This window comes from Brevibacillus borstelensis, from assembly GCF_037834415.1.
GTDB classification, from domain to species: Bacteria; Bacillota; Bacilli; order Brevibacillales; family Brevibacillaceae; genus Brevibacillus; species Brevibacillus borstelensis_A.
Window position 1 is genome coordinate 1 of sequence record NZ_JAUMSJ010000046.1, and the last position, 22,395, is coordinate 22,395.

21 protein-coding genes are annotated in these 22,395 nt (G+C 53.4%); all 21 read left to right on the top strand.

The window, feature by feature from the left end; all coding sequences use genetic code 11:
• The first annotated feature begins 75 nt into the window (after positions 1 to 75).
• Positions 76 to 219 (top strand): hypothetical protein, encoded by a 144-nt coding sequence (locus Q3F21_RS24015; RefSeq protein WP_340258644.1) that lies wholly within the window; start codon positions 76 to 78, stop codon positions 217 to 219.
• A gap of 77 nt (positions 220 to 296) precedes the next feature.
• On the top strand, positions 297 to 1,106 hold the full coding sequence (locus tag Q3F21_RS24020) for a ClpP family protease (RefSeq protein ID WP_340258646.1): 810 nt from the start codon (positions 297 to 299) through the stop codon (positions 1,104 to 1,106).
• Complete coding sequence (locus Q3F21_RS24025; RefSeq protein WP_340258648.1) at positions 1,103 to 1,336, top strand: YlzJ-like family protein; 234 nt, start codon at positions 1,103 to 1,105, stop codon at positions 1,334 to 1,336. Before Q3F21_RS24020 ends, Q3F21_RS24025 begins: the two co-directional genes overlap by 4 nt.
• Before the next feature lie 130 nt (positions 1,337 to 1,466).
• Entirely contained in the window at positions 1,467 to 3,848 is a 2,382-nt protein-coding gene (locus Q3F21_RS24030; RefSeq protein ID WP_340258709.1) for an FtsK/SpoIIIE family DNA translocase, read from the top strand.
• A gap of 207 nt (positions 3,849 to 4,055) precedes the next feature.
• A complete protein-coding gene (locus Q3F21_RS24035; RefSeq protein ID WP_340258650.1) occupies positions 4,056 to 4,781 on the top strand; it encodes a GntR family transcriptional regulator in 726 nt (241 codons plus the stop codon).
• 59 nt (positions 4,782 to 4,840) lie between these two features.
• Positions 4,841 to 5,917, top strand: a complete 1,077-nt coding sequence (locus Q3F21_RS24040) for a BMP family lipoprotein (RefSeq protein WP_340258652.1) — start codon at positions 4,841 to 4,843, stop codon at positions 5,915 to 5,917.
• 124 nt (positions 5,918 to 6,041) lie between these two features.
• Positions 6,042 to 7,556, top strand: a complete 1,515-nt coding sequence (locus Q3F21_RS24045) for an ABC transporter ATP-binding protein (protein ID WP_340258711.1) — start codon at positions 6,042 to 6,044, stop codon at positions 7,554 to 7,556.
• Positions 7,549 to 8,619 (top strand): ABC transporter permease, encoded by a 1,071-nt coding sequence (locus Q3F21_RS24050; protein WP_340258654.1) that lies wholly within the window; start codon positions 7,549 to 7,551, stop codon positions 8,617 to 8,619. Before Q3F21_RS24045 ends, Q3F21_RS24050 begins: the two co-directional genes overlap by 8 nt.
• The gene (locus tag Q3F21_RS24055; RefSeq protein ID WP_340258656.1) at positions 8,619 to 9,578 is read left to right on the top strand and encodes an ABC transporter permease; all 960 of its coding nucleotides are present in this window, start codon (positions 8,619 to 8,621) and stop codon (positions 9,576 to 9,578) included. The genes Q3F21_RS24050 and Q3F21_RS24055 overlap by 1 nt, the downstream gene beginning before the upstream one ends.
• 81 nt (positions 9,579 to 9,659) lie before the next feature.
• Positions 9,660 to 10,832 (top strand): stalk domain-containing protein, encoded by a 1,173-nt coding sequence (locus tag Q3F21_RS24060; RefSeq protein ID WP_340258658.1) that lies wholly within the window; start codon positions 9,660 to 9,662, stop codon positions 10,830 to 10,832.
• A gap of 62 nt (positions 10,833 to 10,894) precedes the next feature.
• Complete coding sequence (locus Q3F21_RS24065; protein WP_340258660.1) at positions 10,895 to 11,050, top strand: hypothetical protein; 156 nt, start codon at positions 10,895 to 10,897, stop codon at positions 11,048 to 11,050.
• Positions 11,051 to 11,132: 82 nt separating this feature from the next.
• Positions 11,133 to 12,845: a sigma-54 interaction domain-containing protein gene (locus Q3F21_RS24070; RefSeq protein WP_340258662.1), complete on the top strand. Its 1,713-nt coding sequence runs from the start codon at positions 11,133 to 11,135 to the stop codon at positions 12,843 to 12,845.
• A 161-nt stretch (positions 12,846 to 13,006) separates the two neighbouring features.
• Positions 13,007 to 13,798 carry a 3-hydroxybutyrate dehydrogenase gene (locus tag Q3F21_RS24075; RefSeq protein WP_340258664.1) on the top strand — a complete coding sequence of 264 codons (792 nt, stop codon included), beginning with the start codon at positions 13,007 to 13,009 and terminating at the stop codon, positions 13,796 to 13,798.
• A 31-nt stretch (positions 13,799 to 13,829) separates the two neighbouring features.
• A complete protein-coding gene (locus Q3F21_RS24080) occupies positions 13,830 to 15,047 on the top strand; it encodes an ABC transporter substrate-binding protein (RefSeq protein WP_340258666.1) in 1,218 nt (405 codons plus the stop codon).
• A gap of 69 nt (positions 15,048 to 15,116) precedes the next feature.
• Positions 15,117 to 16,001, top strand: coding sequence for a branched-chain amino acid ABC transporter permease (locus tag Q3F21_RS24085; protein WP_340258668.1), 885 nt, complete (start codon positions 15,117 to 15,119; stop codon positions 15,999 to 16,001).
• Between the two features lies 1 nt (position 16,002).
• On the top strand, positions 16,003 to 17,775 hold the full coding sequence (locus Q3F21_RS24090) for an ABC transporter permease subunit (protein WP_340258670.1): 1,773 nt from the start codon (positions 16,003 to 16,005) through the stop codon (positions 17,773 to 17,775).
• Positions 17,759 to 18,469: an ABC transporter ATP-binding protein gene (locus tag Q3F21_RS24095; protein WP_340258672.1), complete on the top strand. Its 711-nt coding sequence runs from the start codon at positions 17,759 to 17,761 to the stop codon at positions 18,467 to 18,469. The genes Q3F21_RS24090 and Q3F21_RS24095 overlap by 17 nt, the downstream gene beginning before the upstream one ends.
• A gap of 172 nt (positions 18,470 to 18,641) precedes the next feature.
• Entirely contained in the window at positions 18,642 to 19,937 is a 1,296-nt protein-coding gene (gene yfmF / locus Q3F21_RS24100) for an EF-P 5-aminopentanol modification-associated protein YfmF (protein WP_340258674.1), read from the top strand.
• Position 19,938: 1 nt separating this feature from the next.
• Positions 19,939 to 21,231, top strand: coding sequence for an EF-P 5-aminopentanol modification-associated protein YfmH (yfmH, locus tag Q3F21_RS24105; protein WP_340258676.1), 1,293 nt, complete (start codon positions 19,939 to 19,941; stop codon positions 21,229 to 21,231).
• A 10-nt stretch (positions 21,232 to 21,241) separates the two neighbouring features.
• The gene (gene ymfI, locus Q3F21_RS24110; protein WP_340258678.1) at positions 21,242 to 21,976 is read left to right on the top strand and encodes an elongation factor P 5-aminopentanone reductase; all 735 of its coding nucleotides are present in this window, start codon (positions 21,242 to 21,244) and stop codon (positions 21,974 to 21,976) included.
• 90 nt (positions 21,977 to 22,066) lie between these two features.
• Complete coding sequence (locus Q3F21_RS24115) at positions 22,067 to 22,336, top strand: DUF3243 domain-containing protein (protein ID WP_340258680.1); 270 nt, start codon at positions 22,067 to 22,069, stop codon at positions 22,334 to 22,336.
• Positions 22,337 to 22,395: the final 59 nt, after the last annotated feature.

Genomic DNA, 22,395 nt, shown 5'->3' on the forward strand with positions numbered 1-22,395 from the left:
TTTCCTGTCTTCCGGCAAACAGGCTCTCCACAGTAAAAAAAGAGGCATGTTGAACAGACAGAGACAACGAGGTCTTTGGTTTCTCAAAAATTTCCGAATGAACGAAAACTGCTGGCCAAACAACTACTGGCAAAACTCAAGGAAGAAAAAAATCCGGAAAGCAAGGCGGAGTACGATCAGGCAATCGCCAAGCTGACAAAGCTGGCGAACGGCAAATAAACGGATTGCCTTCCCAAGCTTGCATCTTTTCTCCTCTTCCGACCCATACTATCACAGACAGTGAAGGAGGAGGATTCATGCATAGCAAACAGAGGCCCGATTATTTGAATCGCCCCCCTTTTGGGAGCAGTCAGGAGGCGCCCCAAACCCCTCCGGCAGAACCGCAGCAGCCTGTCCAGCCTCCGGTGGAGACTCCGGGTGCCGATGATCCCAAAAAGCGTTTGCTCGACTCAATCACGCAATTGGGACAGACCAATGTTCCTCAATTGGAAAGCAATATTTACTGCCTGACGGTCATCGGTCAGGTAGAGGGGCACATCCAGCTGCCGCCACAAAACAAGACGACGAAGTACGAGCATCTGATCCCTCAGTTGGTTGCCGCAGAACAAAACAGCAAGATCGAGGGAGTCATGGTCATCTTGAATACGGTTGGAGGCGATGTCGAGGCGGGCTTGGCGATCGCGGAGATGGTCGCGTCGCTTTCCAAACCGGTTGTTACGCTCGTGCTCGGGGGCGGACACAGTATAGGCGTGCCGATCGCTGTCGCGGGTGACTATTCCTTCATCGCGGAAACGGCGACCATGACCATTCATCCGATCCGCTTGACCGGCCTTGTGATCGGCGTTCCCCAAACGTTTGAATATCTGGATAAAATGCAAGATCGGGTGGTCAGCTTTATCGCCCGCCACTCCAAAATTACGGAAGACCAGTTCCGTGAGCTGATGCTGAAGACAGGGGAATTGACGCGGGATATCGGCACCAACGTAATCGGAGCGGATGCCGTCAAGTACGGGCTGATCGACGAGGTAGGAGGACTTGGCAAGGCGTTGCAAAAGCTGAACGAGCTGATAGAAAAAGCCCGGAACGGAGAGAAGGTGCTGCAGTGATTTTCTATTCGGTGATCCCGATGGAAGTCGTTTTCGAAGGGATGGAGCAGGTCGAAAAGCAAGTCCTGCGCGAGCTTCCGATCGGCGAGGCGACAATGGTGGTAGAGCAAACAGGACCCTATGAAGGAAAGCTGGTCCGGCTGATCAGTCCCAATCCGCAGGACTACCTCAATCCGGCCTACGCTCCCGGCCAGCTCATCCGATTTCGTCCGGAAGGTTTCGGGCAATAAGTCCTGTATTTCTATGAATTTCCTGTGTTATACTATACGTGGACAAACAGCAGCCGAACTACAAACGGCTGCCTTTTTATACGTCCGGACCTTTTTGTGTGACGGGAATGAAGGAAGGGAGGCATGCCACCTGAGTAGAAGAGCTAAAAGACAGTCGCAAACGGCAGTTGCCTCTGTTGTGAAACTGGAGCTGCTCGGACTGGTCGTAATCGTGCTTTGTCTGATTGGGCTTTTGGAAAGCGGCTGGCTTGGAAAGAACATTCTAGCCTTTTTATTTCGCTTTTTGGCCGGGTCTTGGGATTTTACCATCCCGCTCTTGATCATGGGGCTGGCCGTACATATGATGTTTACCCGAAAACCGCCGCGGATGTCGCTGCGCGTTGCAGGGGTGCTGCTCATACTTATCGCCGTTTTGACCTGGGATCACATGTTTTTGTACAAGCAGGTAACAGCTGGCGGAACGTTTTCCGAACAGAGCATCATCCGCGTGACCTGGGATCGGATCTGGCTTGACCACAGCCAGAAGGTTTCGACGACCGGTGTAGGCGGCGGGATGGTCGGAGCAGTATTCTTTGCTCTTTGCAACGGTCTCGTCGGACTGATCGGAACCGGGTTGATCATTGGCTTCCTCATTTTGGCGGGCATCATGTTTCTGTTCAACCTCTCTTATGTGGACATCGCTATTTTTGCGCGGGACAAAATGGCCCTGCTGTATGCCAAGATGAAAGATTCGGTCAAGGACTCCGTTCAGATGCTGCAAAATGAAAGCGAAAAGCGGAAGCAGCAGGCCGAAGCGCAGCGAGAAGCAAAAAAAGCCGGAGAAGCGGAGCAGGCATCTGCCGTGAGTGGAACACAGCCGCTTGATTTGGCAAGTGCAGAAACGTCGGCAAACAGTCAGGATGGAACAGACGGGGAAGAACAAGCGCTCGCAAACGCGCCGCTTATTCGGGATTTTGCAGAGAGACTCGTCACCGAGCAAGGCAGCGAACCCGAGGAAGCGGCGAATGTAGCGCCGCGTAAGCCATCCGTGGAACGGGAAATCACCTTCTCGCTGGAAGGGGAAGAGGAGATCTTCGGAACGCTGGAAGCCGAAGGAGTGCAGCCGAGCGTCCCCTATGTGCTGCCCAGCATCCAAATGCTGACCCGTCCAAAAAGCTATACGCCTGGCAAGGATGTCGACCACACCTCCAACGCCAACAAGCTGGTGCAAACGCTGAAAAGCTTTGGAGTCAACGCGATTGTCTCTGAAGTACACCGCGGTCCGGCCGTGACTCGTTATGAAGTACAGCCTGCGACTGGCGTGAAGGTAAGCAGGATTGTCAGTCTGACAGATGATTTGGCGCTGGCGCTCGCTGCCAAGGACATCCGCATCGAGGCTCCTATTCCGGGCAAATCCGCAATCGGGATCGAAATACCGAATTCCGAGGTTGCGGTTGTTTCGCTTCGGGAGGTGCTGGAGTCAGCCTCCTATCAGGATGCGTCCGCAAAACTGACGGTTGCCCTCGGCCGCGATATCTCCGGGGAGCCGATCGTTGCCGATTTGACGAAAATGCCGCATTTGCTCGTCGCGGGTGCTACGGGCAGCGGCAAGTCGGTATGCATCAACGGATTGATCATGAGCATTTTGTTCAAGGCCAGCCCGGATGAAGTAAAGCTGATGATGGTCGACCCCAAAATGGTCGAGCTGAACGTTTACAACGGCATACCGCATCTTTTGGCGCCAGTAGTGACCGATCCGCGGAGGGCATCCGTTGCGCTGAAAAAGGTCGTCGCGGAGATGGAGCGGCGGTATAATTTGTTCGCCAAGACGGGCAGCAGGAATATTGAGATGTACAATCAGCAGGCTGAAGGGACACCACTGCCCTATATCGTTGTCATCGTGGACGAGCTGGCGGACCTGATGATGGTCGCTCCCGGAGAAGTGGAGGATGCGATTTGCCGCCTGGCCCAGATGGCCCGTGCCGCGGGCATCCATTTGATCATTGCAACGCAGCGGCCGTCCGTAGACGTCATCACCGGATTGATCAAGGCAAATATTCCGTCCCGGATTGCGTTCGGTGTATCTTCCATGGCCGATTCCCGGACCATTCTGGATATGGGCGGGGCGGAGAAGCTCCTTGGCCGGGGGGACATGCTCTATTTGCCGATGGGCGCTTCCAAGCCGACGCGTGTCCAAGGGGCGTATGTGTCAGACAAGGAAGTAGAAGAAGTAGTGAGCTTTGTCAAGCAGCAGCAAGAGGCACGTTACCAGGAAGACATGATCCCCGAAGAGACAACCGAAGATGCGCAGCCGGTGGCAGACGACGATATGTACGAGCAGGCCGTTCAGGTTGTAGTAGAGGCCCAGACCGCATCGGCTTCGCTTTTGCAGCGCAGACTGCGGGTCGGATACACGCGTGCGGCGCGTCTGATCGACATGATGGAGGCCCAAGGCGTAGTAGGGCCTTATGAGGGAAGCAAGCCTCGAGAAGTACGCTTGCCAAGACCTACTCCCGAAAGCAATATTTCCTAAAGGAAGCTTTTCAAAAGTGCCTTGGGGCGACGTGACATACCGAGTGTCAGAAAACTGTCATCTAGTCAAAAAAATTGGCTTGCATGATGTTCGCCCCTAGGGTACAATTTTTACGGGATTCAAGGAAATTGTTGTTATCCTCTCTTGAAATCAAGAGGTCTGACGTCCTACCTATTCGAATAGCTGAGGAAGCAGGAGTGGAGGAAGATGAGCATCAAGGGGAATTTCCGTTCGCTTTGTCTCTTGGTAATGGACAAGATCAAAAGCGACATCGATTCCGGGAAGTTAAAACCCGGTGAACGTCTACCTTCCGAAGCCGATCTTTCCAAGCAATTGGGTGTGAGTCGAGCGACGCTGCGGGAAGCTCTTCGCTTGCTTGAAGAGGAGAAGATTGTCATCCGGAGACACGGAGTCGGGACCTTCATTAACTCTCGACCTGTTTTTTCGGGAGGAATTGGGGAACTCTTTAGTGTGACGGATGCAATCGAACGCCAAGGCTATGTTGCCGGCACAACCATTTTGCGCACGGCTTACGGCGAACCTGCGGAGGAAGAGCGCAAACGGCTTTCTCTCAATCCGGGAGAAGGCGTTCTCATGGTAGAACGGATTCGCACAGCAGATGGGGAACCGGTGGTCTACTGTTATGACCGCATACCCGCCCATCTGGTTCCTGGAGGCTATACGGAGGGTGGAGAATCTATTTTCAAGTGGCTGGAGTCCGTTACCGGGATACGCATTGCTTATGCGATTGCCAATATGGAACCGCTTGGACATTGCGAAAAAGTATCTCCTCTGCTGCGATGCAGCAAGACGACTCCGCTATTGCTCTTGAAGCAGATTCACTACGACGAAAGTGAGAGGCCTGTCTTGTACTCACACAATTACTTCCGGGCCGACAAGTTTCACTTTCATGTTGTGCGCAGACGGTTGTAGCATGTGAGGGAAACCTCACTCAACAATTTCATCTCATTAAAAATAGGGGGTATTCTGACATGAAAAAGGTACTTTCTGTCCTGTCCGTGGCAACCCTTAGCCTGTCTTTGGTTTTGGCCGGCTGTGGAAGCAAACCGGAAGGACAACCAGGTGGTGCTAACCAAGGTGGAGCTGAAGGGGGAGCCCAAGGCGGAGCAGCGCCTACTGCACGAATCGGTATGGTTACCGACGTGGGCGGGGTAAACGACAACTCCTTTAACCAAAGCGCATGGGAAGGTCTGCAAAAGCTGCAGAAAGACCTGAACATGCCGAAGGACAACGTAAGCTACCTGCAATCCACAACTGACTCCGACTACATCCCTAACCTGACCCAATTTGTAAAAGATAAGTGGGATCTCACTTGGGGCATTGGCGCCGTTATTGGTGACCACGTCAAGAAAGTAGCTAGCGAAAACCCTGACAGCAAGCTTGCGATCATCGATGCGGAAGTAGACGCGCCAAACGTTGAATCTGTACTTTTCAAAGAACATGAAGGTTCTTTCCTGGCTGGTGTCGTCGCGGCGAAGATGACCAAAGGCAAAAAAGTTGGCTTCGTAGGCGGAATGGAGCTCCCAGTAATTGAGCGCTTTGAAGCAGGCTTTAAAGCCGGTGTTAAAGCGGCCGATCCGAGCGTAGAGGTTGTGACTGTTTACACGGGTGCATTCGATAAGCCGGATCTGGGCAAATCCACCGCTTCCCAAATGTATGGGCAAGGCGTAGACATCATCTTCCACGCTTCCGGAGCTACTGGCGACGGTGTGTTCAACGAAGCAATAGACCGTAAATCCAAAGGCGAAAATGTTTGGGTAATCGGCGTTGACAAAGACCAATCCTTGACTTTCGGTGACAAAGTAACCCTGACTTCCATGGTAAAACGCGTGGATGAAGCTGTTTACAGTGTGTCTAAAAACGTAATCGACGGCAAATTTGAAGGCGGAAAAATCGTTTGGCTCGGTCTCGCGGAAAATGGCGTAGGTCTGGCGGACACTTCCAAGAAGAATGTACCTGAAGACGTATTGAAGCTGGCTGACGAGTTCAAGGAAAAGATCGTAAAAGGCGAAATCACAGTACCTGACAAGGTAGAATCCAAAAAGTAAGTGAGCTTCTGAGACTGCATACGGACAAGGCTAGTTCGAGCGACTAGCCTTGTTCTTTACCTTCTACACTAGACCCACAAAAACGGGGGGAACATGGTTGAAACCTGTACAGACTGTTGTTGAAATGCGCGGTATCACGAAGCGCTTCCCCGGCATTGTTGCCAATGACAACATCAACCTTGTTGTGAAAAAAGGGGAAATCCACGCCCTCCTGGGAGAGAATGGCGCTGGCAAGTCCACATTGATGAACGTTTTGTTTGGTTTGTATCAGCCTGAAGAAGGCGAAATTCTCATTAACGAGAAGCCGGTGAAAATTACTGGTCCTAACGTAGCAAATGAACTTGGTATTGGAATGGTTCATCAGCATTTCATGCTTGTAGAAAATTTTACTGTTACGGAAAATATAGTGTTGGGAAATGAACCGAAATCCGGGTTGAAGATAGATATGCAAAGCGCTATCAGAGCAGTCGAAAGGCTGTCCAATCAGTACGGCTTGAAGGTAGATCCGCGAGCAAAGATTCAAGATATTTCTGTAGGGATGCAACAGCGTGTTGAGATTTTGAAAACGCTTTATCGCGGAACCGATATTTTGATTTTTGACGAGCCAACAGCAGTGTTAACCCCTCAGGAAATCGTCGAGCTGATCGAGATTATGCAAAACCTTGTCAAAGAAGGCAAAACGATTATCCTGATCACGCACAAGTTGAAGGAAATCATGGCAGTTTGTGATGCGGTTACCATCATCCGGCGGGGAAAAGTAATTGATTCCGTACGTGTAAAAGACACGAATCCGGACGATCTGGCGGCCAAAATGGTGGGTCGCGAAGTCAATTTCCGAGTAGACAAGATAGAGTCGAATCCGAGAGAAGTTATTTTGTCTGTGGAAGACGTTACAGCGATGGGAAATCGCGGAGTCAATGCTCTCAATAACATCTCTTTGGAGGTAAGAGGGGGCGAAATTCTCGGGATTGCCGGAGTGGACGGCAACGGACAGAGCGAACTCATCGAAGTTTTGACTGGACTGCGTAAAGCATCGAGTGGCCGAGTTCTGCTCAAGGGGCAAGAGATTACCAACAAGACGCCGCGCGTGATTTCGGAGGCGGGCTTGTCCCATATTCCCGAAGACCGGCACAAACACGGTCTGGTACTTGATTATTCCATGAGCGAAAACATGGTGCTGGAAACGTATTTTCATCCGGAATTCAACAAAAACGGCTTTCTGGATTATAAGGCCATCGACAAGCATGCGGCAAAGCTGATCGAGGAGTTTGATGTGCGGACTCCCAGTATTTACACGCCTGCGCGCGCCCTTTCCGGAGGGAATCAACAAAAAGCGATTATTGCCCGCGAAGTCAACAAGGACCCGGATTTGTTGATTGCAGCTCAGCCCACCCGCGGTCTGGACGTAGGGGCGATTGAATTTATCCACAGACGCCTCATTGAGCAGCGGGACAAGGGAAAAGCCGTCTTGCTGCTCTCGCTGGAGCTCGATGAGATTCTTAATGTCTCCGACCGGATCGCGGTCATCTACGAAGGCCAGATCGTCGGCATTGTCGACGCGAAAGAGACGGACGAGCAAGAGCTCGGCTTGATGATGTCAGGCGGAAAACGCATGCAAGGAGGCGGCAACGGTGAATAGAGTCATTGCCATCTTTACCAAGGAATCGTTTCTCGTACCGGTTGCTGCGATTATTCTCGGCCTGCTGACAGGCGCAATCGCCATGCTTGCGGGCGGATTCGATCCGATCAAGGCATACGCTTCCTTGGTTGAAAAGGTATTTGGGAATTCTTATAACTTTGGAGAAGCGGTCCGTCAGATAACCCCGCTTATTTTCACAGGTCTTTCTGTAGCGTTTGCGTTCCGTACCGGGCTTTTCAATATCGGTGCCGAAGGGCAGTTTATCATCGGGATGATCGCTTCTACGGCCGTCGGAATCTCCTTCGACCTTCCGGCGTATATTCACGCTCCGTTGGCTGTCATCGCAGGGGCTCTCGCAGGAGGACTGTGGGGGGCCATCGCCGGATGGCTGAAAGCCGCACGTGGCGTGAACGAGGTCATTACGACCATCATGTTAAACTGGGTTGCCTTGTATTTTGCCAACTACATAGTTAAAGCGTTTTACTTGCAAGAAGGCCAACAGCGCTCTGAGATGATCAAGGATTCTGCATCTATATCGTTTGAATGGCTTTCCCAAATGTTTGACAGTGCCCGCCTGCACTGGGGGACGCTGCTTGCGATTTTGGCCGCGGTATTCTTTTATATCCTCCTCTGGAAGACAAAGTCCGGCTTCGAACTGCGCGCTGTAGGGTTAAACCCGCACGCTTCGGAATACGCCGGGATGAATGTGAATCGCAATGTGGTCAACGCCATGTTCGTCGGGGGCATGTTTGCAGGGATCGGCGGAGCGTGCGAGATTTTGGGTGTATTCCATTACCAATCGATTATGGCAGCACAGCCCGGATACGGCTTTGACGGTATCGCGGTTGCGCTGATCGGGGGAAATACGCCGCTCGGAGTCATTATGGGCGCCATTCTGTTTGGAATGCTGACATTCGGCGCAGCGGGGATGAAGTTCGGTGCAGGGGTTCCGGTCGAGCTGATTCGGGTGGTTATCTCCTCTGTCATCTTCTTCGTAGCCGCCCATGGTATCGTCAAGTTTTTCATTAAGCCATTTTTACAGAAGAAGGAGGGTGGAAACTGATGGATTGGGGCGTGATTATCAGCAACCTTATTCATGATACCATCGTGTTTTCCACTGCCTTGATATTTGCCGCTCTGGGCGGTATGTATTCGGAGCGATCCGGCGTGGTGAACATCGCGCTGGAAGGGATGATGGTCATCGGCGCCTTTACGGGTGCTGTGTTTACTTTCTTTGCTCAGGATTCATTCGGCGCCCTGGCTCCGTGGATCGGTTTGGTGGGAGCGTGCATTGCCGGAGCGCTCTTCGCTACGCCGCACGCGGTCGCCTCCATTACGTTTAAAGCAGACCAGGTCGTCAGCGGTGTCGCTCTCAACTTTTTGGCAACAGGCTTGTCTGTCTACCTGACCAAAATCATTTTCAACGGTGCCGGACAAACAACGACATTGCAGCAAGTGTTCAGTAAATGGCATATTCCGTTGCTCAGCGACATTCCGATTTTGGGACATGCCATATTTGAAGGCTATCCGACGAGCTACATCGCCTTCGCCCTCGTTGCGCTTTCCTGGTATCTGCTGTTTAAAACGTCATTCGGACTTCGCCTTCGCGCTGTCGGTGAGCATCCGCGGGCAGCAGATACAGTGGGGATTAATGTCAAGCGCATGCGCTACACAGCCGTTATGATCAGTGGCGCGTTGGCAGCCATGGGCGGAGCGACGATTGCACTGACTACCACTAGCAACTTTTCTCACAACACCGTTTCCGGACAAGGGTTTATCGCCCTGGCCGCCCTCATTTTCGGGAAATGGCATCCGGCTGGTGCGATGGGAGCCGCCTTGTTTTTCGGGGTAGCACAAGCGATCAAGTCGCTGGTGCAAATCTTTGGTCTCACCAAATACGTCCCGACGGAAGTGATCTTCATGCTTCCATACATTCTCACCATTCTGGTGCTCGCCGGTGTGGTTGGACGCTCCAGCGCTCCAGCGGCATTGGGTAAAGTGTATGATACCGGGTCCCGCTGATTAACATTTTTTGCGTCTGGAACCTGCTTTCCCCCCTGTGCGATAATGTGTACGAGTTTTCATCGCAGAGGGGGGGACAAGATGATTCGCTGTTTACATAGAAACAGCCCTCGTCTAATCAGCAGGATTCTAGGCGCATTTTTGCTTGTGACCTTTTTCACAATGATTCACAGCGATCATGTGTTTGCTCAGACGGCACGCCCGATCATCTCATTAATGATCGATGGCAAGGGGGTAATCTCCGATGTACAGCCCCTTTATCAAAATGGCCGTATTCTCGTTCCGATCCGTGTGCTTGCCGAGCGTTCCGGTGCAGCCGTTGCTTATGAGGCGGATACGCGCCGAGTAACTTTGCGCGACGGGGCCCATCAGGTGGCCGTCTTTCCTGACAGCAGGATAGGGTATGTGAATGGGAGTCGCAAAACGCTGGATGCGGCACCTGTCGTCATCAAGAAAAGAACGCTCGTTCCTATTCGTTTTATTTCTGAATCCTTGGGATATAATGTCATCTGGGATCAGCGCGGAAAAGTGGCAAAGATTTGGACAAAACCGGCTGTGGAAAAAGACAGGGAGCCTCTGGAGAGAGGCAATCCGTATATCGTGCAAGCGGGGGACACAATGGAGGCCATTGCCAAACGCCATGCTACTAGCATCTCTGCGATTCAGCGCAACAACGTAGCAAGGGCCAATTTTCTGCAAGCGGGTCAGCTGCTGTTTTTGCCGGAGGATGCCAGAAAGGCAGTGAACCCGCTCGCTTCCGTTGTGGATAATCCGGTACTGCTTGCCGAGCGATACGTGTTTCCATTTGACAGTAGAAGTGAGTATGAGGAGTTCGGCGACAGCTTTGGCTTTGGAAGGGAATGGACAGAAACAAACTCGGGAATGGTCCGATCCCATGAAGGCATTGACATCATGGCTCCTCAGGGAACGCCGGTCTACAGCGTAGGAGACGGCGTAATTAACCGGATCGGCTGGAACACATACGGAGGATGGCGGGTAAACATCACCGATGAAAACGGAACATACCGGATGTACTATGCCCATCTGGAAGCCTATCCTCCCGCTCTGCAAGTAGGCTCCACCGTCAGAACTGGACAGCTGATCGGATTTGTCGGCACGACAGGCTACGGACCACCCGGCACGAAAGGAATGTTTCCGCCTCACCTGCACTTTGGCCTTTATCGGACTGCAGGCGGTGGGGCAATCAATCCCTACTATTACCTGCAATACTGGGAAAGCAACAAGGCTGACTAGCAGAGGAAGCATTTGGGGCAGACTACACGTATGGAAGATTTCAACCAGAAGGAGGAAACCATATGTGGACATGTCCCTACTGCGGCGGAAATCACGGCTTGCCGTTCCATGACAGTCAGCTGGACGGCATGCTTTGTCTGGAACCCGATTGCGGGCGATTTGCGGAAAGTGTTTCAGACCACGACGATCTGAGCGAATGGGACGCCACTGATTTTTAGTGCAGCCTGGAAAGGAGCGTGAACCGCTCCTTTTTTCTTTTCCTTTTTTTCGGTAAAGTGGAAGGATAAAGGAGGTGGTCCGATGCAGCTTCAATTGACCGAATTTTTAGACTTGATTCCATACGGGATTGTTCTTGTTGATCGGGAGGGCATGATTACCTTTGTCAACGCGACCGGTTCCCACCTGCTCGGTTTGAAGAGGGAAGAGATCGTGGAGAGACCGATCAGCAGTATTGCGCCCGGTTCTGACATGCTTCAGGTCATGAGCCAGGGAAAACCAAGTTTACGCCGTGAGATTCGCTATGGCGAAAAGCTCTTCCTGGTCGATCGCTTGCCCTTTGCGGTTGGCGAAGAGGTGGTAGGGGGGATTTCCATTTTTCAGGCCCTGGACGGCATGGATGGCAGGCTTGGAAGCTGGACGGAGCAAGAGCGGGAGCTGCATCAGTTTAAAGAGCTGGTCGAACAGCTGTATGACGGAATTGTCATGTGTGACAAAGACGGGATCATTACGATGATCAATCAGAGCTATTGCGATTTTTTGGGCACGACGATCGAGGAGGCCATCGGCCGGCATATTACGGAAGTCATCGAAAATACACGGATGCATCTCGTCGTCAAGAGCGGCAAGCCCGAAATAGACCAGCTGATGCGGATCGGAGACAGGGAGATTATCGTCAGCCGCATGCCGCTGAAGGAAGGGGAAGAGACGGTAGGGGCTCTTGGCAAAGTCGTATTCAGCGATTTGCGCGAGCTGCGCAGCATCGTTGAGCGATACAACATTATGGAACGCAAGCTGGACTTTTACCGTCAGGAGCTAAAACGGATGATGGGCGCAAAATACTCGTTCGCCCATATTTTTGCCGAGCATCCCTTGATGAGGGAAGCCGTACAGCTGGCCAAGCGAATCGCCCAAACCAGATCCTCGGTATTGATACTGGGCGAGAGCGGGACCGGGAAGGAGTTGTTTGCGCACGCTATTCACGAAGCAAGCAGCAGAGCGGACGGAGCGTTCGTCCGGGTGAACTGTGCGGCTATACCGAAAGATCTGATGGAAGCGGAGCTGTTCGGGTATGAAGACGGAGCGTTTACCGGTGCGAAAAAAGGGGGGAAGCCCGGCAAGATTGAACTGGCAAACAACGGTACACTCTTTCTTGATGAAATCGGAGATATGCCGTTGGACATGCAAGCGAAGCTGCTTCGCGTCCTGCAAGAGAAAGAAGTGGAGCGGATCGGTGCGACCAGACCGCTCAGCGTCGATATTCGGGTCATCGCGGCAACGCATCGGCCTTTGGAAAAGTTGATTCAGGAGGGAAGCTTTCGCGAGGATTTGTATTATCGCCTGAACGTCTTCACGATTAATCTGCCCCCGCTGCGAGTACAGGGGAACTCCGTCATTACACTGGCCCATGAGCTGATCAAGAAGCTGAACAACGAGCTGTATACCGACGTGACAGGCATGAGCCAGCAGGTGCAGGAGATTTTTTTGGCCCATCGTTGGCCCGGCAATCTGCGCGAGATGAACAATGTGCTGGAGAGGGCCGTACAACTCGCCGAACAGGGGGAGCTGGAGCTGGAGCATCTGCCCCCCTATTTGCTGGATAAAAAGGCTTGCCGTGAAAGTGACGGCGTTTCGTTTGACCTGGAAGCGGAGCTGGCGAAGACGGAAAGACGAGTCATCGAAGCCGTACTCAATCATTGTAAGGGGAACAAAGTCAAGGCTGCCGAGCTCTTGGGCATACACCGGGCGAGCTTGTACCGAAAGCTGGAGAAATATCGACTGCACGCTCCCTATTGACTGTAGCAAATATGCGACATGTTGCAGGAATGAATCATGGTTATGTCGCAAAAAGGAGACAACATTGTACGATGCCACGATTTTTGCTGCTCTTTTCCACTTGGCATAAACGTTGCAAATATTCCGTGTTGTAAACGTTTACAAAAGCGGAAGGAGGACCTATGCAAACAAAGATGAAACTCGACAAGGTTGCTTTGATCACAGGGGGAGCAAGCGGGATCGGTCTGGCCATCGCAGAGAAGCTGTACATGGCGGGATGTCAGGTCGCCATCGCCGATATCGACGAGCAGAAGGCGCAGTCTGCCATCGATTCCATCGAAACGAGAGAAGGTCAAAAGAAAATGGCCGTTCAGGTGGATTTGTCCGATTTCTTATCGATCCGGCAGATGGTCGCAACTTGCGAGGAAGAGCTTGGGGCGGTCGATATCCTCGTCAACAATGCCGGCTTCCAGCACGTCGCGCCAATCGAGAGCTGCGATCCTGCCACGTTTCAAAAGCTGATTGAAGTCATGCTGGTGGGACCGTTTGTAGCGACCCAAGCTGTTTTTGCCCAGATGAAGCAGCGGGGCTGGGGAAGGATTATCAACATTTCCTCCATAAACGGAAAAATCGGCGCTCCTTTTAAAGCCGGTTATTGCTCGGCCAAACACGGCATTATCGGGCTGACAAGAGTTACCGCGCTGGAGGCGGCAGATTCAGGTGTGACCTGCAATGCCATATGCCCCGGTTATGTGGATACGCCGCTCGTTCGCAATCAATTGGCCGATCTGGCGAAGAGCTACCGGTTGGAGGAAACGGAAGTTCTGGATGAGGCGATCCTCCGGAACGTACCTCAGCGCCGCTTACTGGAGGCGGGGGAGATCGGGGATTTTGCGGTATTTCTCACATCTGACCGGGCAGCGGCGATCACCGGGCAGGCCATCAACGTCTCTGGCGGCTATGTGATGCATTGACGGAATTGTTGAGAAAAGGGGGCTGGAAGCAGTGAAAAAGGCAAGATGGTGGTTTGCATTGGCGATGGTTCTGACCATGGGAGTAGCGGGATGCGGCCCGCAGCTCGATCAGGCTTCTGGCGGTAAATCCGGCGGGCAGGAGCAGACGGGAGGATCATCTGGCAGGCAGAGCGCCGGCGGCGAGTTTAACGTCGGATTGGCGATCTCGCTCAGCGGGGGGACAGCCAAGTTTGGAGAAGCGGTAAAGCGCGCTGCGCAAATGGCGGTGGATGAGTTTAACGAGGCAGGTGGCGCTGACGGAAAAAAAGCGAAGCTAATCGTGTACGACGACGAGGCCAAGCCGGAAAAATCGGTTGAGATTGTACAAAGGCTGATCCAGCAAGACAAGGTCGTCGGATTTGTGGGGCCAGCCAACTCCGGCAATGCAAAAGCGCACATCAAGTTTGCCCAGGAAGCCGGCGTACCGGAGATTATTCCGGTTGCGACAGGCACTACTATTATCCAGACCTATGAAAAAGAAGACAAGAACTACATCTTTCGAGTGGCTCCATACGACAAGGGGCAGGTAGAAACGATCCTGAAGTGGATCGTGGAAGAAAAGAAACTGACCAAAATTGGTCTGCTGCACGATACGACAGGCTACGGACAGGGCGGCAAGACCGATGTGGAAGGCGTTCTGAAAGACAAGTACAACATGGCGTTGACAGCTACGGAATCGTTCCAGGTAAACGATACAAACATGGAAGCGCAGCTTAGCAAAATGCGAGACGCCCAGGTTGAAGTCGTGATCTTTTACGGCCTTGCTCCGGAGGCGGCCCAATATTTGAAATCCCGGCAAAAACTGAACTACTATCCGCTGACAGTCGCATCTTGGGCGATGGGGGACCCGACTGTAAAAGAACTGGTTGGGGATTTGGTGAACAAGGACGTTTACATGGTGCAGTCCTTTACGATCGATCAAAGTGCGGAATCGAAGGCTTTTCACGAAAAGGTGGTAGCCAAATACGGGGAAGACATTTTCCCGATCGCGTCAGCGCAAGGGTATGACTGTATGCGGCTGATCCTGGAAGCCGTCAAGAAAGCGGGAACGGATCCGAAGGCAATTCGCGACGCCATCGAGAACATGAACGGCTTTACCGGCATCACCGCCATTGGCGAGCAGCCCTTCACCAAAGAGAACCACGAGGCGTTGACCAGCTCCAACATGTTCCTTGCGACCTACAGGGATGGAGGCATTGTGAAACCGTAGCTTTGCTTACGAAAGCGCGAAACGATGATCGCGTCGCACCCATGGAGATCTGGAGAGGAGGTAAGGCCATTGCTGCAAGCCTTGGTGAGCGGATTGATTCTGGGAAGCATTTACGCCATTATTGCCCAGGGCTATTACATCACGTTTGTGACAACGCGAACGATGAATTTTGGCCAGGGAGACTTTTTGATGCTAGGAGCCTTGGTGGGGTTGACGACATTGGGGACAATGACGTCTGCGGGAATGAACCTGTATGGATCCGCGCTCGTTACGATCGTGGTCGTGGCGGCGGCTTTGGGCATGCTTGGCTGGGTACTCGAGAGGGGAGCGATTCGGCCCCTCGGCCACGTATTGTCCGTGGGCTGGATACTCAGCACTGTTGCCGTTTCTTTGATGATTCGCAATCTCGCCATGCTGATCTGGGGAAGAAATGTCATTCCGTTTCCTTCGCCGTTTGGGAGCGAGGTGTATCGATTCGGCTCGGTTGGGATTACCAGGCACGAGTTTTTCGTCGGGGTGAGTGCCGTCGTCATCATGGTCTGTCTGTTTTTCTTCTTGAACAGATCGCTGCTCGGAAAGGCTTTGGCTGCTGTAGCCTTCAACCCGGAAGCGGCTTCGCTGATGGGAATCAACCCAAAGCGGATGGCAGTCCTGGCTTTCGCCCTCTCGTCCGCGCTGGCCGGGATCGGAGGCATTCTCGTCGGCCCGATCACCAACACGGCGTTTTTCATGGGCGCAACGCTTGGATTAAAAGCTTTTGCTGCCGCTATTATCGGGGGATTGACCAATCCGCTCGGCATTTTGATCGGCGGTCTGCTGCTTGGGGTCATCGAGCAGATGTTCTCGCTGTACAGCTCAGCCTACAAGGATGCGAGCGCGTTTTTGCTGATTTTGATCGTTCTGATCTTCATGCCCCAGGGACTGCTCGGAAAGAAAGTAAAGGAGAAATTCTGATATGAAAAAGTGGCTCCTTTATCTCTTGATTGCGCTCGCTTTGTACGCCTTTCCCTGGGTGTTTCCAAGTTCGTATTACGTGCATCTGGCGCAAGGCTTTCTCTACACCTACATCGTTGTAGCAGGCCTCAATCTGCTTGTCGGCTTGTCGGGACAGCTTTCTCTGGGGCATGCCGGGTTCTATGCCATCGGGGCTTATGTCACCGGCCTGTGCACCGCTGCAGGGGTGCCGTTTTTGCTCAGTCTGCTGCTTGGCGTCCTGATTTGCGCCGGAGCGGGCGGACTCGTGGCGATGCTGTCGCTCAGGGCCAAGGGTCCTTATCTCGCCATGGTCACGATCGCCTTCGGCTTGCTGGTCGAAATTGTCGCCAATCGCTGGGTGGAGGTGACGGGCGGGCCGGCAGGCTTGTACTTGCCGGAAGCACAGCTGTTCGGGCTTGGCCTCGGAACGGTCTCCTACTACTGGTTCATAGCTGTCATCGCAATCGTCGTCACCGTACTGATCGACAATCTCTTTACCTCGCGATACGGCAGAACATTCCGGGCGATGGGAAACAGCGAGGTGGCGGCGGCGACGGTAGGCGTGAACGTCCGCAATTGGAAGGTGCTGGCGTTTGCGATCAGCGCCTGCACGGCTGGTCTCGGAGGAGCGCTGTTCGCTTTTCAGAACGCGTATTTCAACAGCGACACCTTTACCTTTGACAAGTCCATTCTGTTTCTCGTCGGGGTCATCGTAGGCGGCGCCGGCACGAGGCTTGGCCCGTTGGTCGGAACCATTGTCATTTTCCTCCTGCCTCAATGGGTGCAAAGCCTGTACGACTACCATCTGCTGATTTTTGGCGGGATTCTCCTGCTTAGTCTGATCGCCCTGCCCGAAGGGATCGTCGGGGGAGTACAGCGCATCCTCAAGAACAGGAGCCAGCGTGCTGCCTCACCTTTGGCATCTGCTGCCGGTCCAGAGGAGCCAAGCCGGATGAGCAGTCCGGCTGGAGCCGATTTGCGTGTACAGGCGGCGGTCATGGAGTTTGACGGGTTCCGTGCGGTGGACGAGATCAACTTGTCGATAAAAGGATCGGAGGTAAGAGGATTGATCGGACCGAACGGGTCCGGCAAGAGCACAACAGTCAACATGCTCTCCGGGGTCTATGTTCCCACGAAAGGGACTCTGACGTGGAAGGGGATGGACGCAACCAGCTTTCCTCCGCACAGGATGGCAGCGGCCGGAATCACCCGCACCTTCCAAAACCTTCAGCTATTTCACGAGTTGACCGTACTCGAAAACGTGATGCTCGGCTTTCACCTCCACTACCGGAAAGGCTTTGCCGCAAATGTCCTGCATACCCCCGGGTTTTGGAGAGAAGAGAGCCGTTTCCGGGACGAGTCCATGCGCCTGCTCCAGTTCGTCGGCTTGGCTGAAAAAGCGGGCGAGCAGGCAGCTTCGCTCTCCTATGGTCAGCAGCGCTTGGTCGAAATTGCCCGCGCACTCGCGACCAGGCCCGATCTTCTGATCCTCGACGAACCGGCGGCAGGAGCCAGTCTGTATGAAGTGGACAATATCGTACGGGTCATTCGCAAGGTGAAGGACTCGGGGATTGCCATCCTGCTGGTGGAGCACCATATGGAAATTGTGATGAACGTCTGCGATACGATCACCGTCCTTGACTTCGGGAAGAAGATCGCCGAGGGCGATCCCGTTTTTATCAAGAACCATCCGCAAGTCATTGAAGCCTATCTGGGCGGCGAGGAGGTGACGAAGCTTGTTGTCGGTAAATAACGTCCGGGTCCATTACGGGATGGCCGAAGCGCTGCGGGGCGTCAATCTCGAGGTAGAAAAAGGGGAAATCGTCGCTTTGATCGGACGCAACGGCGCGGGCAAGACAACGCTGTTAAAGGCAATAACGGGCCTGGTAAAACTTCGCGAGGGAGAAATCCACTTCCAAGGCAAACGGATTTCCGGAATGCCGGCTCACACGATCACGCGGCTGGGCATAGGTCATGTGCCGCAGGGGCGTCAAGTATTCGGCGATCAGACAGTGGAAGACAACCTCATCCTGGGCGCATACACAAAAGTCAAGCAGCAGCCCCGTCAGGTCCGCGAGTGGCTGGAGCGCGAGTACAACCGCTTTCCCCGGTTAAAGGAACGGGCAAGGCAGACGGCGGGTACCCTGTCCGGCGGCGAGCAGCAAATGCTGGCGCTGTCCCGTGCGCTGATGTCCGATCCCGACTTGCTCGTCCTGGATGAGCCGTCGATGGGGTTGTCCCCTTTGTACGTCAAGCTCATTTTGGATACCGTAAAGCAGCTGCGCAGCGAAGGCAAGACGATCCTTTTGGTGGAACAGCTGGCGGCGGCAGCTCTGGCTATTTCTGACCGGGCCTATGTCCTCTCCTCCGGTCAAGTAGAGATAAGCGGGGCGGCCGATGAGCTGTTGCATGACGAAAAAGTCGTACGCACCTATCTCGGAGCATAATGTAATAGGAGCAAAAAGGCGGAAATGCGCTGCATGCCGCTTTTTGCAGGGCAAACTGCCCGGCGTAGCACCAAGCTATGGCCGGGCGGGCTATTTTCTGGCAGTCATCTTTGCTGAACCCCCTTCCAATTGGTTACAATAGAGGGGAGTAAGACGAGAAGGGAGTTTGGCCATGAGCGAAAGCGTGAAAGAAATTTCATTTCATACCTCCGCCGTAAACGGTATCAACGTACATATCATGCCAACAGCCAAATTTAAGACGACGACAATCGTCACCATGATCGAACAGGAGCTTTCGGAGGAAAACGTCACGAAGACGGCTCTGCTGGCGATGGTGATGAAGCGGGCTACGGCCCGTTTCCCGGAGACCAAGCAGCTGCGCGAGCACCTTGATTTTCTGTACGGAGCCATTTTTGATGTGGATGTCGTCAAAAAAGGGGAGCGCCAAATCCTCCAGATCTACATGGAGGTTCCAAACGAAAAGTATCTGTCGCAGGAAAACGCTCTTTTGGAATCCGCCATACGCTTTGTCGGCGATGTGCTGAGCAGGCCCTATCTGGAAGGGAACGCTTTTGCGGATAAATACGTCGCACAGGAAAAAGAGACGCTGCGAAAGCGGATCGAAAGCCTGATCGACGACAAGATGAAATACGCCAATCAGCGCGTCACGGAAGAAATGTGCAACGGCGAGCCGTTTGCCCTGCTGGTTCAAGGGCGGACTCAGGATCTTGCCGGGATCAGCGGCGAAAAGCTGTACACCCATTTTCAGGAACTGACGAGCCGCAGTCCTGTCGACATGTTTGTCGTCGGAGACGTGGAGCGATCGGAGGTCGAGGCGGCTATCGGGAAGTTTATTCAGCTGGACCGCGGGGATGTCCGGCAGATCGGGCCGACCATGGCCAAAAAACAGGTTTCCCAGGAACGTGTCGTGATCGACAAGCTGGAAGTAAATCAGGCGAAGCTGAACATTGGCTGCCGCACGCAGATCGGCTACGCGGATGAAGACTATCCGGCGCTGCTCGTGTACAACGGCGTGCTGGGCGGCTTCCCGCACTCCAAGCTGTTTGTCAATGTGCGCGAAAAGGCAAGCCTGGCCTATTACGCCGTTTCCAGGCTGGAGAGTCACAAGGGGATCATGATGATGATGTCCGGAATCGATGTGAAAAACTACGACCGGGCTGTCACGATCATCAAGGAGCAGCTGGAGAGCATGAAGCAGGGAAATGTCGGCCAGGAGGAGCTGGCGCAGACAAAGGCGACGTTGTCCAACCAGTTTCGCGAGCTGTTGGACAGCGCCCGCATGATGATCGACTTTTCCTACAACGGCGTGATTAGCGGACGCAAACGAAATTTGGGGGAGCTGCTCGCCCAGATCGACGGAATTGGCGTCGAGGATTTGAAGCGGGTGGCGTCCAAGGTGGTCATTGACACGATCTACTTGCTGCGGGACAAGAAGGGAGATGCCTGATATGCAGACGACCGTATTTGAACAGCTCCATGAGACTGTATACGAAGAGAAGCTACCCAACGGACTGGCTGTCTATCTGGTGCCCAAACAGGGATTCAGCAAGACCTATGCGGTATTTACGACTCGTTACGGCTCGATTGACAGTCACTTTCGCTTGAAAAACGGCGAAGAAGTGCATGTTCCGGACGGGATCGCCCATTTTCTGGAGCACAAGATGTTTGAGAAAAAGGACATGGATGTCATGCATGAGTTCAGCAGAAATGGAGCGTCTTGCAACGCGTTTACGAGCTTCAACCGGACGGCGTACCTGTTCTCTTGCACGGAAAACCTCGACCGCAACCTCAACCTGCTGCTGGACTACGTGCAAGAGCCGTATTTTACCGAGGCCAGCGTAGAAAAGGAAAAGGGCATTATCGGTCAGGAAATTACGATGTACGACGACAATCCGGATTGGAAGGTCTACATGAACCTGTTGAAAGCCATGTACCAGAAGTTCCCGATCAACATCGAGATTGCCGGGACGATCGAGTCCATTTCCCATATCACCAAGGACACCCTGTATCAGTGCTACGAAACCTTCTATCATCCTGCCAACATGGTGCTGCTCGTTGTTGGCTCCTTTGATCCGGAAACGGTGATGAAGTGGGTGAGGGACAATCAGGCGGCAAAACAATTTTCTCCGACACCGGTCATTGAGCGCCTGTTTCCGCAGGAGCCGTCGGCAGTCGCCAAGGAGCGCGTGGAGTTTCAGCTGCCGGTCGGTCTGCCCAAGTGCCTGATCGGGTATAAGGAAAAGGCAGACGGCTTAACGGGGGAGGCCTTGTTAAAGCGTGACCTGACCACTAAACTGGTATTGGACATCGCGTTTGGCACAAGCTCCTCCCTCTATCAAAAATGGTACGACCAGGGGCTGATAACGGAGAGCTTTGATTTCGACTACAGCGGGGAAAAGGAGTACGGCTACTCCATTATCGGGGGAGACACGCCCGATCCCGACAAGCTGGTGGCAGAAATCAAGGAAGGCATTCATCAATTGAAGCAGGCTGGAATCAACCAGGAGGATTTTGAACGGGCGAAACGGAAAAAAATCGGGCTGTTCCTCCGTTCTCTCAATTCGGTCGAATTTATCGCCAACCAGTTTACCAGCTACAAGTTCAATGGAAATGAGCTGTTCTCCGTGGTGCCGACGCTTGAGTCGATCACCCGCGAAGATGTAGAAGCGCGCATGAAGGAGCATTTTGTACCCGAGCAAATGGCTGTTTCGATTGTTCGTTCCGCTTCGCCACAGGAGTAGGTGAAGGTTTATGTACAGCACGCCGCCATGGGCATTGGTCACGGGAGCTTCCGGCGAGATCGGGCGGGCCATCAGCCTGGCGCTCGCCGAGAGAGGCATCCCGCTATACTTGCATTATCATCAATCACCGCATAAAGTAGAGCCGATTCTGCAGGCATGCCGGGAAAAAGGGGTTGCGGCTTACGCCTTGCAAGCCGATCTTCGCCAGACCGAGCAGATCACCGCCATGTTCGCTGCGATGATCGTCCAACCTCTGCTCGTCGTCAACAATGCCTCCGTGGATCATGTAGGTCTTTTTTCAGACGTGTCGCCCGCGCAGTTCGACGAGTTGATCGCGACAAATGTCCGTTCCGCATTTTTTGTCAGCCAGGCAGCGCTTCCTGCGATGCTCCGCGAGCGGTTCGGGCGGATTGTCAACATCTCCTCCCTCTGGGGAATGACGGGGGCATCCTGCGAAGTGCTGTACTCGCTGGCCAAGGGAGCGGTCAACTCGTTTACCAAAGCGCTGGCAAAAGAGCTGGCGCCGAACGGGATTACGGTAAACGCGGTGGCTCCCGGTGCCATACAGGGAGGCATGATGGACCGCTTTTCTCCCGAGGAAGTGAGCATGCTCGCCAGCGAAATTCCCGCGGGACGACTGGGCATGCCCGAGGAGGTCGCGGCTGTCGCGAGGTTTTTGCTTTCTGCGGAAGCCAGTTACGTGACCGGCCAGATCATCAGTCCGAACGGCGGTTGGTACGCATAGAAAATCATGCATATTTTTCCCTTCTTGATGGAACTCTACCAATGTGACGGTCGAATAGGGGGCCGCAATGCATAGGAGGAGGGAAAACAAATGTCAGTTCTTGACAATTTTCGTGACTGGAAAACATTTCTCGGCGAGCGGGTGGAGCAGGCGAAGCAAGCTGGGATGGAGAGCGACACGCTGCAAAATGTAGCCTATCAAATCGGGGGCTACCTGGCTGAACAGGTCGATCCGAAAAACGATCAGGAACGCCTGCTGAAGCAGCTGTGGGATGCCGGCGACGAGGAGCAGCAGAAGGCGCTTGCTTCTCTGATGGTGAAGTTGGTCCAAGATCCAAACAATGTAAATCGCGGCAATTAAACAGGGTCGTTCATAAGTCAAAAATCCCCGTCTTTTGGGGATTTTTCTTTTCCATCATT

Coding starts and splice junctions, on each gene's coding strand:
- Q3F21_RS24020 (WP_340258646.1), top strand. CDS start 297: ATGCATAGCAAACAGAGGCCCGATTATTTGAATCGCCCCCCTTTTGGG.
- Q3F21_RS24035 (WP_340258650.1), top strand. CDS start 4,056: ATGAGCATCAAGGGGAATTTCCGTTCGCTTTGTCTCTTGGTAATGGAC.
- Q3F21_RS24040 (WP_340258652.1), top strand. CDS start 4,841: ATGAAAAAGGTACTTTCTGTCCTGTCCGTGGCAACCCTTAGCCTGTCT.
- Q3F21_RS24045 (WP_340258711.1), top strand. CDS start 6,042: ATGCGCGGTATCACGAAGCGCTTCCCCGGCATTGTTGCCAATGACAAC.
- Q3F21_RS24055 (WP_340258656.1), top strand. CDS start 8,619: ATGGATTGGGGCGTGATTATCAGCAACCTTATTCATGATACCATCGTG.
- Q3F21_RS24060 (WP_340258658.1), top strand. CDS start 9,660: ATGATTCGCTGTTTACATAGAAACAGCCCTCGTCTAATCAGCAGGATT.
- Q3F21_RS24065 (WP_340258660.1), top strand. CDS start 10,895: ATGTGGACATGTCCCTACTGCGGCGGAAATCACGGCTTGCCGTTCCAT.
- Q3F21_RS24070 (WP_340258662.1), top strand. CDS start 11,133: ATGCAGCTTCAATTGACCGAATTTTTAGACTTGATTCCATACGGGATT.
- Q3F21_RS24075 (WP_340258664.1), top strand. CDS start 13,007: ATGCAAACAAAGATGAAACTCGACAAGGTTGCTTTGATCACAGGGGGA.
- Q3F21_RS24090 (WP_340258670.1), top strand. CDS start 16,003: ATGAAAAAGTGGCTCCTTTATCTCTTGATTGCGCTCGCTTTGTACGCC.
- yfmF (WP_340258674.1), top strand. CDS start 18,642: ATGAGCGAAAGCGTGAAAGAAATTTCATTTCATACCTCCGCCGTAAAC.
- yfmH (WP_340258676.1), top strand. CDS start 19,939: ATGCAGACGACCGTATTTGAACAGCTCCATGAGACTGTATACGAAGAG.
- ymfI (WP_340258678.1), top strand. CDS start 21,242: ATGTACAGCACGCCGCCATGGGCATTGGTCACGGGAGCTTCCGGCGAG.
- Q3F21_RS24115 (WP_340258680.1), top strand. CDS start 22,067: ATGTCAGTTCTTGACAATTTTCGTGACTGGAAAACATTTCTCGGCGAG.